We start from the raw sequence: 13,897 nt of genomic DNA on the forward strand, positions 1-13,897 counted from the left end.
TTTAACAGTATAAGATATTTTCAGAAAAATAGCAAGCCTTAAAACTAGAAATGTCGCTCCTACTGCGCTTGCCAAACAAGATGACATTCTTCGTTTCCCGTTTCATCGATGGTTCGCTTTTGTTGGACAAAGCCTTGTTTTTGATAAAAGGCATAAGCTGCTTGATTTTCCCTGTAAACAGCCAAAGATAAGACATCCTGTTCTTCTTTTGCTACTTGCAGTAATTTCTGACCGATGCCCTTCCCTTGAAACGCTTTTTTTATAAAAATTCCTGCGATATAGTTATCCATTAATCCTAAAAACCCAATTATCTGATCCTCTTCTTCTGCTAAGATCAGTGTTGCTTTTGGTAACGCAGCGCGGACAAATGCTTTATTTTCTTGCCAATAAGTTGGCGCGACAAATGGATGAGCTTCTAGATTCGTTTGCAGCCAAATAGCCATAATGGTTTCTAATTCTTTTTCTGTTAACTGGGTTGTTTTTTTGATAGTCAGCATTTTTTGACACTCATTTCTGTTATTGATTATTTTCAAAATAAAACATTAACACACCCGCTGCGATAGCGACATTCAATGATTCTGCTTGACCTTTCATTGGAATATAAAGATTTTTCGTGGTTTCTGCTAACAATTCTGGCGAAACCCCGCTACCTTCATTGCCTAAAATCAACGCATAATTTTCCACTGCCTCTTGTTCATAATAAGCAATCGCAGCTTCATTTAGTTCTGTACCGAAAACTGGTACACCTTGCTTCTTGAATGCCTGAACCACTTCAGTCAACTCTCGTTGGAGAACTGGTAAATGATAGTGGCTTCCCTGCATTGAGCGCAACACTTTTGTATTGTAAATATCTGCTGTACCTTTGCCTAAAATCACACCTGCTAAACCTGCTGCATCAGCTGTGCGAATCATCGTACCAACATTACCAGGGTCTTGGATATTATCTAAAAGTAACCAACCACCTTTAAAAGAAAGCGACTGCTCTTGTTGCGTTTCCAAGGTGACAATTGCCAAAATTCCTTGTGAAGTTGGCAGCTCCGACAAGCTATTTAAAACCTCATCACTTACAAAAATTAATTTTTCTGTTTCTTGTTCAGCTAACCAAGTTCTCCATTCTTGTTGACCTCTTTGGTTAAACAAAATCCACTGAACATCGGCGTTGGCCTTCACGGCTTCTTCAACTAAATGAAATCCTTCTATTATATATTGGTTCAGTTCTTCTCGGTACTTCTTTTTGTGTAATTTTTTCCATTCTTTTAATTGGTTATTTTTCGTTGATATAATTTCTTTCATAAGTCACCTCGCCTTTGTATTATAGCATGCTTCTAGTTTGCTTGGATACTTGCTAGAACCAAGAAAAATCGCTATCATAAAGAAAAAAGCAAAGGAAGTGTCTCTCATGGAAAAACTAAGAATGAATGTACAAGGGCGTGTCCAAGGTGTTGGCTTCCGCTACATGACCAAAATGGTGGCAGATCAATTAGGTGTCACTGGTTCAGTGAGAAACGAAGACGACGGCTCCGTTTCAATCACAGCAATTGCACCTGAAGACATAATGGAAACATTTATCAAAAAAATCAAAGATTCCCCCAGTCCAGCGGGACGTGTAACGTATGTTGATATTCAAGAAGACCCTTTGTTAGAAGAAACGGAACAATTTAAAGTGATTCAATAAACTTACTTTCTAACGATTGATTTCTTTGGGAAGAAGCCTTGAACAGCAAGTAGTTCCTGCTTTTTATTGATTTTTGTAAGAGCTTCTTTTCGATTTTGATTGAAAAAGAGCGCTGTTTCAAGTATAGTTAACCATGTAAAAATTTTTTAGAAAAGGACCGAATTACATGCGTAAATTAAACCGATGGCTTTACGGCTCTGGCTTACTATTTTTAGTAATGTTTTTATCAGGCTGTGTGAAAACAGGAGCAGATGGACAACCAACTGGTGAAGGTTTTGTCTATAACTTCCTTGTTTTACCGATGAGTAATGCAATTACTTATCTTGTCGATAACTTTAATTGGAACTATGGTTGGGCGATTATTTTTATCACCATTATTGTACGGATCATTATTTTACCGTTAGGCTTACATCAATCGAAAAAAAGCTTTATCCAAACGGAAAAAATGCAAGCAATCAAACCCCAAGTGGATGTTGCACAAGCAAAAATGAAACAAGCAAGTACGCGTGAAGAGCAAATGGCCGCACAAGCAGAACTACAAAAGATTTATAAAGAAAACAATGTGAGTATGGTTGGCGGAATTGGTTGTTTGCCTTTATTAATTCAAATGCCTATTTTCTCTTCTCTGTTCTTTGCTGCTCGTTATACAAAAGGTATTGCCACAGCAAGCTTCTTAGGAATGAATTTAGGGCAACCAAATATGATTTTAGTGGCATTAGCTGGTTTAGCCTATTTAGCTCAAGGTTATATTTCAATGATTGGTATTCCTGAAGAACAAAAGAAAACAATGAAATCAATGCTGATTGTTTCACCATTAATGATTGTTTTCATGTCCTTTAGCTCACCTGCAGGCGTAGCGCTTTACTGGGTAGTTGGTGGTATTTTCACATGTATTCAATCTGCCATCACAAATATCCTCTTACGTCCAAGAATTAAAAAACAAGTACAAGAAGAATTGAAAAATAACCCACCAAAACAAGTGGTTACTCCTATTAAGGATGTGACACCAAAAGAAACAAACAAAGTAACGCAAAAAACGAACCAACCAAAAGCAAACGGCAATAAAGGTCGCAATGCTGGAAAACAAAAACGTAAATAAAAAAAGGATCGCCTCTAAACGGCGATCCTTTTTTTACTTCAATTCTTTCCCAGTCATCTCTTCAATAGTTCGAATAGACTTTGGACCAAAGCGATGCAACGAAAGTAACGCTTTTCGGCCTCGTGCGTAGAGTTCATCCACACTGTCGATTTTTTCATTCGTTAGTGCACGAACAGCTGGCTTTGATAATTGTGTTAAAATTTGTTCAAACGTTGTTTCAGACATGCTGTCGGTTCCTCCTTAGCGGTCGAAAAACAGCGCTTTTTATTTTACAATTAATAAATCTAAGCTAGCAATTGATAACGCCATTTTAGCAATTTGCATTAATTGTTTTAATCGGTTTTGTTTGACTTTTTCATCCTCAACCATAACCATCGTTTCATTGAAGTACGCATCAATTAACGGACGTAGATTTACTAGTGCTTCATAGTTTTCTGCAATCGTGCGTGTCGCAAATGCTTCAGATAAATCGTTAACCGCTTGATACAGTTCTTTTTCTGCCTTATTTTCAAACAGACTTGGATCAATCCCTTCTTCAGTATCACCTAAAAGTTCTTGACCTTTTTTCGCTAAATTAATAACACGCGTTAAGGCTTCCATTGATGGTTTAAAATCTTGATCTTCAAAACGGCTTTTTAAAATATTTGCTGAAGCAAATAATTTCGATAAATCGGCTTGCTCAGCAGACACCACTGCATCGATAATGTCATGGCGAACATTTTTCGTCATTAATAATTGACGTAAGCGAGCTTTCACAAATTCAACGACTTCTGCTTGTCCTTCGTTTAGTAAAACGCCATATTTCTCAACATCTTGATTCACTGCTTCATCAACTTCTGTTTGTAATTGGACTAATGGGAAGGTCCAGCCTTTATCTTCAATAATTCGGATAACGCCATAGGTTTGACGACGAAGTGCATAAGGATCGTTAGAACCTGTTGGAATCATACCAACTGAGAAGAATGAAAAGACGCTGTCAAGCTTATCGGCTAAGGCCAAAACAGCCCCGATTGCTGTTTCTGGCAATTCACCTTCACTGGAAGTTGGTAGATAATGTTCTCGAATCGCCGTTGCTACGGCTGGTTTTTCGCCTTGTAATAAGGCATATTTTTCTCCCATAATTCCTTGTAATTCTGGGAATTCACCAACCATATTTGTTACTAAGTCAAATTTATAAATTTCAGAGGCACGTTTTAAATCTTCCAATTCCTCCTCAGATAAGCCAACTTTTCGACCAATGATTTGTGCAATCAAAGCAACCCGTTGCATTTTTTCATAAATTGAGCCAATCTTTTCATGGAAAGTCACATTTTTTAGTTTTTCAACACATGCTTCAATCGTTAATTTTTTATCTTCATTGTAAAAGAATTCTGCATCTTCTAAACGAGCAATTAACACTTTTTCATTTCCTTTAATCACGTTTTCAAGGTGAACATTATCCCCATTGCGAACAGCGATAAAATGCGGCATTAATAAGCCTTGGTCGTTACGAACTTCAAAGTAACGTTGGTGTTCTTTCATAGAAGTCACTAATACTTCATCTGGAACAGATAAATATTTTTCATCAAAACTGCCTACAAATGCAGTTGGATATTCCACTAAATTCGTAACTTCTTCCAATAACTCTTCATCTAAAGCTAACTGCCAATTTTTTTCTGCAGCGAGTGCGTTCGCTTGATCAACAATCATTTGTTTCCGTTCATTCGGTTGAACCACTACAAATTGTTCTTTTAATTTTGCTTCATATTCATTAGCATGTTGGAACGTCACATCGTCTCCCAAGAAACGGTGGCCACGAGAAGTTTGCCCTGTCGTCACGTCTAACACGTTGAAAGGAATTACTTCATCATCAAGTAGTGCCACAATCCAGTGAATTGGACGAATATATTCGAAATCATAGTTTGCCCAGTGCATTGTTACCGGGAAAGTTAGACTTGTAATCACGTCATTTAATTTTGTTAATACTTCTTTGGCACTTTGGCCTTTGGTAAACTTCGTCACATAGACATATTCGACACCATTTAATTCTTTGAAAACAATGTCCTCAGTTGTGACTCCTTGGCCGCGTACAAAACCTTGTGCAGCTTTTGACCAATTTCCTTCAGCATCTAAAGCAATCTTTTTCGCTGGACCTTTTACTTCTTCTTCAACATCCGCTTGTTTTTCAGGAATCGCAGTTACTTTCACGGCTAAACGACGAGGTGTGGCAAAGGATTGCACTGTTTCATAGTCTAAATGATGTTCATCTAAAAATTTGATTACTTTTTCTTCAAGTTGGATACGGCTTGGTGTGACAACATGTGCGGGCATTTCTTCTAAGCCAATTTCTAATAATAAATCTTTTGCCATGTTATTCTGCCTCCTTGGATACACTTTGATCTTTATTTAATAATGGGAACCCTAATTTTTCACGTTCAGCCACAAAAATTTTCGCTACGGAACGAGCCATATTCCGAATGCGGGCTAAATATCCTGCACGTTCCGTTACAGAGACAGCGCCGCGAGCATCTAATAAATTGAATGTATGGCTACATTTTAAAATATAATCATAGGCTGGGTGAACTAAGCTTTCTTCAATACAGCGTTTAGCTTCTTTTTCAAATTTGTCAAAGTTTTCTAAAAGCATTTCTTGGTTACTAATTTCAAAGGAATATTTTGAATGTTCATATTCAGGTTGGACAAAAATTTCACCATATTTAACGCCTTGTGTCCATTCTAGATCATAGACACTTTCGACTTCTTGGATATATGATGCCAAGCGTTCTAACCCATAAGTAATTTCAGAAGTGACAGGATGACATTGTAAGCCCCCGACTTGTTGGAAATACGTAAATTGGGTAATTTCCATGCCATCTAACCAAACTTCCCAACCTAAACCAGCACAGCCCATTGAAGGATTTTCCCAGTTATCTTCTACAAAACGAATGTCATGTTCTAATGGATCAATTCCTAATAATTTCAAACTTTCTAGATAAAGTTCTTGGATATTTTCAGGAGAAGGCTTCATTACAACTTGGAATTGATGATGTTGGTATAGACGGTTTGGATTTTCACCATAGCGTCCATCAGCTGGACGACGAGAAGGTTCTACGTAGGCAGCATTCCATGGTTCAGGTCCAATGGCACGTAAAAACGTGTAAGGACTCATGGTGCCGGCTCCCTTTTCTGTATCATAGGCTTGCATTAACATACAGCCATTAGATGACCAAAATTTTTGCAAGGTTAAAATCATTTCTTGTACGGTTAACTTGTTTTTCATTGTTTTCCTCCTTGGAATATTTTTTATAGACATAGGGATTGGCTTTGCTTCGGGAATGTAAATTTAAAAAGGGCTACAGAAAAACAATTTTGTAGAATGGGATAATTTTTATGCTGTTATAACGTTCCACATCTACTCCATGTTTTTGGCTAAGCAGTTTGTTTTAACATAGAGGAGACAACGTTCCCTTTGGTCACCTTGTACTGTTCATCATCTACTCTGTCGCTTTTGCGCCAATCGTAGTGATTCACAGCAAAAAGTCCCTATGCCTATTAATAGACATAGGGACGAATAATTATCGCGGTTCCACCCTACTTCCGATGTGTTCATCGGCAGCTTCGTTTGTCGTACTCCAAAGTGCCTTTCAAAAGTTCCGTGTTTCTGGCTCCCACTCTCCCAGATTCGCTTAACAGAGGGTTCTTTTTACTTCTCTTTTTCTTCGTACGTATTTAACTTCTCTATCATAATACGGTGTCTGAGGGAAGTTGTCAAATTTTTTTTAGAAAAACGTCTGCTTGTTTATGTTTATTTTTCTTCCTTCTTTCGTGGCGGAATTTTTAACGTATTTTCCCACGTTTTCATTTGATCAATAAATTTTTTACTTTTTAAGTGCAAACCAACATATTCATCGTATAACATATCAATCGTTTCTCGAATACTCTTCTTAGTTTCTTCTTTTACTTGAATGTTTTGGACTTTTTCATAGGAGATTTGCGAAAATAAGCGAATAAAATGAATTGCTCTAGGATCTGCATGGTAGCGCTGTTCATCTAAATGCCAATGTTTTTCACAAAGCACACCGCTATACTTTGAAGAGTAGTCAAATTTCCCTTGTGTTTCGCCACAAGCCACACAATGATGCCATTCTGGTCGTACACCAAACCGTTCTAACAATTGAATTTCAAAAATATTTGTAATGATTTCCGGATCTTTTTGCTCATTTAAAGCGGATAATGCCATGTGGGTAAATTGAAATAAGTTCGGATCATAGTGCTGATCTTCAATTGCTGCATCGACTAAGTTTAAAATATATGTTCCATATGCGTTAATAAATATGTCTTGTTGAATGTTTCGAAAAGGTTGAACTTCTTTGCTGCTATTGAGAAAAGATAAGCCTTCTTCTCTAAAATTTCCGATGTAGACGGCTTCTGTAAATGGCAGAATCGCTGGCATAAGAGGATTATTTTTTCGATGCGCACCTTTCACAAAAAACATCAATTTTCCATAGGATTCTGTAAAAATTTTGACGAGTTTATCCTTCTCTTTAAAATCCTTCGTAAATAAAATAATGCCTTTGGTCTCCCCTAATGCCATTCAATTCACTTCCATTTCTTATGTAAATTAGTGTAGTGTTTGGAAAGTTCGTTTATACACTCGCTTCCCAAACACTACTTTCTTAATATTCTTCTTTGCGATAACCAAAATCTTGTAAATAGATTTTTTTGTCACGCCAGTCTTTTTGGACTTTTACCCACAGCTCCAAATACACTTTGTCATCTAATAAATATTCAATATCTTGACGCGCCTTGGTACCAATTTGTTTCAGCATTTTTCCGCCTTTGCCAATAATGATACCTTTTTGACTGTCCCGTTCCACAATAATGGTTGCTTGGACATGGACTTTATCGTTTTTATCCCGTTTCATTGAGTCCACAACAACAGCGACAGAATGAGGAATCTCATCTCTTGTTAAAAGTAACACCTTTTCACGAATTAATTCAGAAACGATAAAATATTCTGGATGATCCGTAATTTGGTCATCAGGGAAATACTGGGGGCCTTCTGGCATTTGCTCAACGAGAACATCCATTAAATGCTCAAAATTATTTCCTTCAGTGGCAGAAATGGGAATAATTTCTTTAAAGTCCATTTGTTTCGAATAGTCTTCAATAATACTCAATAAATCATCTGGATGGACTTTGTCAATTTTATTAATAATCAAGTAGACTGGACTATTATTATTTTTCAATCGTTCAATAATAAAGTCGTCACCTTTCCCGCGTTTTTGATCAGCACTTACCATAAATAAAGTAGCATCTACTTCACGCATCGCATTGTAGGCACTTTCCACCATGAAATCGCCTAAGCGGTGTTTAGGTTTGTGAATCCCTGGAGTATCGATAAAAACAATTTGTGCTTCAGGAATTGTATAAATTCCTTGAATCTTATTACGAGTTGTTTGTGCTTTGTCACTCATAATTGCAATTTTTTGGCCGACAATTCGATTTAACAATGTTGATTTCCCAACATTTGGTCTGCCGACAATGGCTACAAAACCAGATTTATGTTCAGTTGTCATTGTATTTCTCCTCTTATTTCCACATTTGAATGATTTGTAAAATTTTTGGTACAAATAGAATTAGTCCTACTAGCACTGCGAAACCGGCTGTTAATAAAACAGCTCCTGCGGCCATGTCTTTAACCTTTTTTCCGATTGGATGAAAGTGAAAATCCGTAAACATATCTACGACATTTTCAAAAATTGTGTTGATAATTTCTGCCAACCAGACAAGAAAAACGGCCAATAACAACCACAGCCATTCAGCAAGTGTTAAAGAAAACAAGAAACCAAACACAATGGCCGTGACGCCAAACGCTACATGTTTGCGCATATTACGTTCTTCTCGAAAAACTGTTTTGATTCCTTGCCAGGCAAATTCTAATGAATTAATAAAATGTTTATTTTTTCCTGTTTGCTCATCTTTTAAGGCCATACGCATCTAAAATCTCTTTCTGTAAACCAAACATTTCTTTTTCATCTTCAGGTTCCATATGATCGTACCCATTCAAATGTAAAAAGCCATGTACTGCCAAAAAGCCCATTTCTCGCTCCAATGTGTGCCCATATTCAACTGCTTGTTCTGCTGCTCGCTCTGTTGAAATAATTAAATCACCTAGATTACGTGGTAGCTCTGCCAACTCTTCATCATCAAAAATAATTGGCAATTCGTCTTCCCCTTCATCCTCTAAAGCAAAACTGATGACATCTGTAGGCATATCTTTGCCCCGATAGTCACGATTAATCACTTGGATACCTGCGTTATCTGTAAAAGTCACCGACATCTCCGTATCTTCGGCAATTTCTAGAAAACCCGCTGCAAATTTCAGCAAGTTTTCGATTTCTTTGATTTCTTCTGTTGGTACTTTCTCGGTTTCATCAATGAAAGTAATATCCATTAGTCATCTCTCTTTTCTTGTTCATCTTTCATTTCTTCTGCTTCAGCTTTCATTTTTGGATACTTAATCCGTGAATGGAAGGTACTGCATAATCCATTAATTAATGATTTTTCAATGATGCGAATCTCTTTCATCGTTAACCCACATTCATCTAATTGGCCATCTGAAATTCTATCTTGAATCACATTATGCACAAAGGCTTGAATTTTTTCGTTGGTCGGATGATCCATCGCCCGCACAGCAGCCTCACAAGTATCAGCAATACTCACAATCCCTGCTTCTCGTGTTTGTGGACGTGGCCCAGGATAACGGAAGTCTGATTCTTTAATTTCAGGATTGCGTTCTTTTGCTTTCACATAGAAAAATTTCATCAATGTTGTGCCATGATGTTGACGACAAATGTCAATCACCATTTGCGGCATATTGTACTCTTCTAAAATTTTGGCGCCATCAATTACGTGGCCAAAAATAATTTGTTTACTATCTTCTGGCAATAAAAAGTTATGTGGATTTTCTGCGCCAGCAGGTAAGTTTTCCACAAAGAAATTGGCGTGTTTAATTTTGCCAATGTCATGGTAATAACAAGCAACTCGTGTTAATAGCGACCGTCCACCAATCTCAGCAACAGCGTTAGCGCTCAAACTAGCCACCATCATGCTATGATGATAGGTACCTGGCGCTTCTTCTAACAGTTGTTTTAACAACGGATGGTTCGGATTACTTAATTCATTCAAGACAATCATACTATCATCAGTCACTAATAATTCGATATATGGATGCAAGCCCATTGTTGCTAAAAATGAAAGTACCGTTCCTGCACCTGCACAAATTAAAGCTGTCCACGTTTTACCATCTGTTATACTCATTCCTTGATAAATCATTAAGACAACCGCCATGAAAACAGGAAAGACCACTACCCACATTAAAGCTGGGAAAACTTGCTCACTCATCCGTTTCCGTTTAACAACTGTTGCTAGAAATCCTGAGAATAAGTACATAATCAGAATAACCGTCAACGAGTTTGTGCCAATAGAATTATAAAAGATAAATAACGCAAAAACGACTTGGAAAATGGCAGCGATTATCCCTGAACGACGATTTACAAAATGATTTAGAATCAGCGGCGCAAAGGCTGCCGGATAGAACAAGGGAATATACATCAACTGCTCTGTTTGGAAAATCTGGAAGAATTTCATTAAAATAACACTGATTAGCATAGCACCCGTGTAAAAGATAATAAACGAGCGTTGTCGCGAAGGCTCAGTCACTTGTTTCGTAAAGAAAATTAACACTTCAACTTGAAGTAAAATAGCTAATGCTAATGCCACCATCGGAAAAATAGAGGTATTTTGACTAGTCATTCCTAGTAACTCAAGTTTTTCGACCGCTTTTGCATCAATTTGAGTACCTTCACGAACAATAATTTCGCCTTGATAAATCATTGCGGGTTGAACAGCATTCATCGCTTTTTGACGCAGCTCTTCTGTTCGTTTTTCATTGGCAATATCGTTTACCACAATCCCTTGGTTAACAATGTAACGAATGACTTGTTGCATGGTACTCGTAATATCTAAGTATTGAATTTTACCGTTAGCTTCTTGGCGAATTTTATCCAAATCAGATTCTCGAACGTGATTTTGCATTGCGTCATCCACCAACATCAAACTTTCTGAACGAACCTTATCCAATTGCTCAGAGGTTAATGTAAAGATTGTTTGATAAAAAACATTAGGAAAACTTTGATAAAACGTAACTTCATCTTGCGGTAAAGATTCAAACAATGACTTTAAGCTAGCTACTCGTTCTTCCACGGTCGGCGCAGGAATCGTTTCTTCCTTTTTGGCCTTCGCTTGCTTATTGCTGTACTCTTTGTCTACTTTTTCATTCGCAGAATCAATCAATTTAAATAATTTATCAATACGATTATGTTGGACAGATGCCGTATCTTCTTGATAAATATATTCGGGGGTGACAGCTTCTGCTGCCAATTTTTTTCTTTGTTCTGTTTCGTAGGTATTCTCGATATTTTTATTTGCACGAATGGTTTTCTCGGCCAGTTGACCTTCTTTAATTTCTACTCTTTTCTGATGGACACTGCCAAACATAATCATAAATAAAAGAAGAGAAAAAACGGCTAATAAAATAGGTAAGTAGGCCTTACCTAAACGATCCCCTAACTTTGTAAGTACTTTTTTCAAAAGGTACTTTCACTCCTTCCCTAACTGCTTAGGAATGCTTTTGTTGTTCTTTTTCATAGGCTTGAATAATTTGTGCTACAACCGGATGACGCACAACGTCACTGGCTTCAAAATTTACAAAGGCAATTTTTTCAATGTCTTTTAACGTACGCTCGGCGTTAACTAAACCACTTGTTACACCACGTGGCAAGTCAATTTGACTAGTATCTCCATTAACAATCATTTTTGAACTAAACCCTAAACGAGTTAAAAACATTTTCATTTGGGCAACCGTGGTATTTTGTGCTTCATCTAGAATGACAAAAGCATCATCCAATGTACGACCACGCATATAAGCAAGCGGGGCAATTTCAATAACGCCGCGTTCCATTAAACGATTTGTATGATCCATACCAAAAATTTGATATAAGGCATCGTAAACTGGACGTAAATAAGGATCGACTTTTTCTTTTAAGTCACCTGGTAAAAAGCCCAAGCTTTCGCCAGCTTCCACCGCTGGACGAGTTAAAATAATTTTTTGTACTTCGCCTTTTTTTAAGGCTGCTACTGCCATCACCACGGCTAAAAAGGTTTTTCCTGTCCCCGCAGGTCCCACCCCGAAAATGACGTCATGAGTTTTAACTGCATCGATATATTTTTTTTGACCAACATTCTTAATTCGGATCGCCCGACCATGATGGTCCTTCATAATTTCTTCTTCATACATGGCAATAAACGCCTCTAAATTTCCAGCTTTGGCCATTTTTAAAGCAGAAACGACATCTGGCGTATGCACTTTGATGCCTCGTTGAATTAATGTTTGTAGCGCTCTTAACACGGAAGCGACTAACTCTACCTCTGATGATTCGCCAATTAACTGAATAACTTCGCCACGACTATTAATCGTTACGTGGGTATTCTCTTCTAAAAATTTGATATGTTTATCATGTGTTCCTAAAAGCATGTGTGCATCATCAGAATCAGTAAGTATTAATTCCAAAGATTTTGACTGATTATCTGTCAAAAAACGTCCATCTCCTTTATTATATAGTCCTTTACAATGATACCACATTCTTATCTGTTTAAAAAGAAGTCGTACCTGATTTGACTTTGAAAGTCAAAAAAGAGAAAACCGTAAAAAGCTACCGGTTTTCTCTTTACATAAAAAAACTAGGACAGTATACTGTCCTAGTTTCGATAACGCTCTTAGTTTTCTTGTAATAATTCTTTCACAATTGCGTTAACTTGGTTGCCATCGGCTTTGCCTTTGACTTTCGGCATCATAGCGCCCATCACTTTACCAAAATCTTTTGGTGAAGTGGCGCCAGTTTGCGTCATTACCTCTTGAACTAGTTGACGAATTTCTTCCTCTGTTAGTTGTTGAGGCATATATTTTTCAACAATTGCTATTTCAACTTTTACTTTTTCAACAAGATCGTCGCGTCCCGCCTTTTCAAACTCTGATAAAGAATCTTTTCTCTGTTTCATCTCACGAGACAATACAGTGAGTTCTTCTTCTCCGTTCAATTCACGGCCCGCTTTAATCTGATCATTTTGAATGGCAGTCTTTAACATACGAAGTACGGCTAAAGTTTCTTTGTCTTTAGCTTTCATCGCTGTTTTAATGTCGTCATTCAATGTGGTTAGCAATGACATACCACCAACTCCAATTCATTCAAAACTAGAATTTTTTACGTTTTCTAGCTGCTTCAGATTTTTTCTTACGCTTTACACTTGGTTTTTCGTAGAATTCACGTTTACGTGATTCTTGTAAAGTACCCGCTTTTGAAACGGAACGTTTGAAGCGACGAAGAGCATCATCAAGAGATTCGTTTTTACGAACGACTGTTTTTGACATGTTATTCCCTCCCTCCGAGCTTAAAAAGTAACCGTTTTTCTTATTTGTGGGAAAAACCCACAAATTAAAATACTGTCCTTGTTATATTATAGCTAAAGCATAAATAACCGTCAACCACTCTACTGATAAAATACGAAATTTTTGTTTGATTTTTCGTCTTATTCGCTATTTTTCGCAACAATCGGCACAACGACCAAGTATTTCAAAGCGATGTCCTTCAATTGAACAACCTTTTAACTGTTCTTCAAAAAAATTCATCGGACACATGTGAATTTCTTCCGTTTTGCCACAAACCGTACAAATAAAGTGATGATGATGTTCCACCTCTTGGCAACAACGGAAGCGAAACTTTTGCTCGCCATTTAATTCTGTTTTTTCCAGCAATTCCAAGCGCTCAAAGTCATGCAAGTTACGATAAACCGTATCATAACTGACTCCTTTAAAGGTTTCATTCATAAATTCATACACTTCACGTGCAGAAACATACCGATTTCGCTTAATCAAATAGCTCATCAGTAATTCTCGTTTTTTAGTATATTTTAATCCACTGGCTTTCATGGTTTCTAAGGCTTGTTCAATATTGGTTTTTACTGGTGCCATCGCCATTTCCTCCCTCACCAACCTAAATCAGAATCATTACGAAATAGATTCT

At 37.2% G+C, this 13,897-nt stretch carries 16 protein-coding genes; 2 read left to right on the plus strand and 14 right to left on the minus strand.

Features of this window, described 5'->3' with window-relative positions; translation table 11 throughout:
• Positions 1–59: 59 nt before the first annotated feature.
• Both IGJ20_RS09505 and IGJ20_RS09510 read right to left on the minus strand, forming a co-directional pair.
• Positions 60–497, minus strand: a complete 438-nt coding sequence (locus IGJ20_RS09505) for a GNAT family N-acetyltransferase (RefSeq protein ID WP_002382772.1) — start codon at positions 495–497, stop codon at positions 60–62.
• 19 nt (positions 498–516) lie between these two features.
• Complete coding sequence (locus tag IGJ20_RS09510) at positions 517–1,293, minus strand: TrmH family RNA methyltransferase (protein ID WP_142425650.1); 777 nt, start codon at positions 1,291–1,293, stop codon at positions 517–519.
• 106 nt (positions 1,294–1,399) lie between these two features.
• Between IGJ20_RS09510 and IGJ20_RS09515 the strand changes: the two genes are divergently transcribed.
• On the plus strand, positions 1,400–1,675 hold the full coding sequence (locus IGJ20_RS09515; RefSeq protein ID WP_010706543.1) for an acylphosphatase: 276 nt from the start codon (positions 1,400–1,402) through the stop codon (positions 1,673–1,675).
• Positions 1,676–1,841: 166 nt separating this feature from the next.
• Entirely contained in the window at positions 1,842–2,774 is a 933-nt protein-coding gene (gene yidC, locus IGJ20_RS09520; protein WP_002356755.1) for a membrane protein insertase YidC, read from the plus strand.
• A 33-nt stretch (positions 2,775–2,807) separates the two neighbouring features.
• Here yidC and IGJ20_RS09525 read toward each other — a convergent pair whose 3' ends face one another.
• The 12 genes from IGJ20_RS09525 to IGJ20_RS09580 all read right to left on the minus strand — a co-directional run bounded on the left by IGJ20_RS09525 (position 2,808) and on the right by IGJ20_RS09580 (position 13,851).
• Positions 2,808–2,999, minus strand: a complete 192-nt coding sequence (locus IGJ20_RS09525; RefSeq protein WP_142425649.1) for a hypothetical protein — start codon at positions 2,997–2,999, stop codon at positions 2,808–2,810.
• A gap of 39 nt (positions 3,000–3,038) precedes the next feature.
• Positions 3,039–5,123 (minus strand): glycine--tRNA ligase subunit beta, encoded by a 2,085-nt coding sequence (gene glyS, locus IGJ20_RS09530; protein WP_002362185.1) that lies wholly within the window; start codon positions 5,121–5,123, stop codon positions 3,039–3,041.
• A 1-nt stretch (position 5,124) separates the two neighbouring features.
• Positions 5,125–6,033, minus strand: coding sequence for a glycine--tRNA ligase subunit alpha (gene glyQ, locus IGJ20_RS09535; protein ID WP_002379669.1), 909 nt, complete (start codon positions 6,031–6,033; stop codon positions 5,125–5,127).
• A 525-nt stretch (positions 6,034–6,558) separates the two neighbouring features.
• Positions 6,559–7,347: a DNA repair protein RecO gene (gene recO / locus IGJ20_RS09540; protein ID WP_142425648.1), complete on the minus strand. Its 789-nt coding sequence runs from the start codon at positions 7,345–7,347 to the stop codon at positions 6,559–6,561.
• Positions 7,348–7,429: 82 nt separating this feature from the next.
• Positions 7,430–8,332 (minus strand): GTPase Era, encoded by a 903-nt coding sequence (era, locus tag IGJ20_RS09545; RefSeq protein ID WP_142425647.1) that lies wholly within the window; start codon positions 8,330–8,332, stop codon positions 7,430–7,432.
• Between the two features lie 13 nt (positions 8,333–8,345).
• On the minus strand, positions 8,346–8,747 hold the full coding sequence (locus IGJ20_RS09550) for a diacylglycerol kinase family protein (RefSeq protein WP_002382764.1): 402 nt from the start codon (positions 8,745–8,747) through the stop codon (positions 8,346–8,348).
• Positions 8,731–9,210, minus strand: a complete 480-nt coding sequence (ybeY, locus tag IGJ20_RS09555) for an rRNA maturation RNase YbeY (protein WP_142425646.1) — start codon at positions 9,208–9,210, stop codon at positions 8,731–8,733. Before ybeY ends, IGJ20_RS09550 begins: the two co-directional genes overlap by 17 nt.
• On the minus strand, positions 9,210–11,408 hold the full coding sequence (locus IGJ20_RS09560; RefSeq protein ID WP_142425645.1) for an HD family phosphohydrolase: 2,199 nt from the start codon (positions 11,406–11,408) through the stop codon (positions 9,210–9,212). The genes ybeY and IGJ20_RS09560 overlap by 1 nt, the downstream gene beginning before the upstream one ends.
• A 28-nt stretch (positions 11,409–11,436) precedes the next feature.
• On the minus strand, positions 11,437–12,351 hold the full coding sequence (locus IGJ20_RS09565; RefSeq protein ID WP_369810298.1) for a PhoH family protein: 915 nt from the start codon (positions 12,349–12,351) through the stop codon (positions 11,437–11,439).
• A gap of 242 nt (positions 12,352–12,593) precedes the next feature.
• Positions 12,594–13,043 (minus strand): GatB/YqeY domain-containing protein, encoded by a 450-nt coding sequence (locus tag IGJ20_RS09570; protein WP_002356741.1) that lies wholly within the window; start codon positions 13,041–13,043, stop codon positions 12,594–12,596.
• A gap of 25 nt (positions 13,044–13,068) precedes the next feature.
• Positions 13,069–13,245 carry a 30S ribosomal protein S21 gene (gene rpsU, locus IGJ20_RS09575; RefSeq protein WP_002356740.1) on the minus strand — a complete coding sequence of 59 codons (177 nt, stop codon included), beginning with the start codon at positions 13,243–13,245 and terminating at the stop codon, positions 13,069–13,071.
• A gap of 165 nt (positions 13,246–13,410) precedes the next feature.
• Positions 13,411–13,851 carry a Fur family transcriptional regulator gene (locus IGJ20_RS09580; protein ID WP_002387080.1) on the minus strand — a complete coding sequence of 147 codons (441 nt, stop codon included), beginning with the start codon at positions 13,849–13,851 and terminating at the stop codon, positions 13,411–13,413.
• Positions 13,852–13,897: the final 46 nt, after the last annotated feature.

The organism is Enterococcus sp. DIV0294 (assembly GCF_050558155.1).
In the GTDB taxonomy this organism is placed as follows: domain Bacteria; phylum Bacillota; class Bacilli; order Lactobacillales; family Enterococcaceae; genus Enterococcus; species Enterococcus faecalis.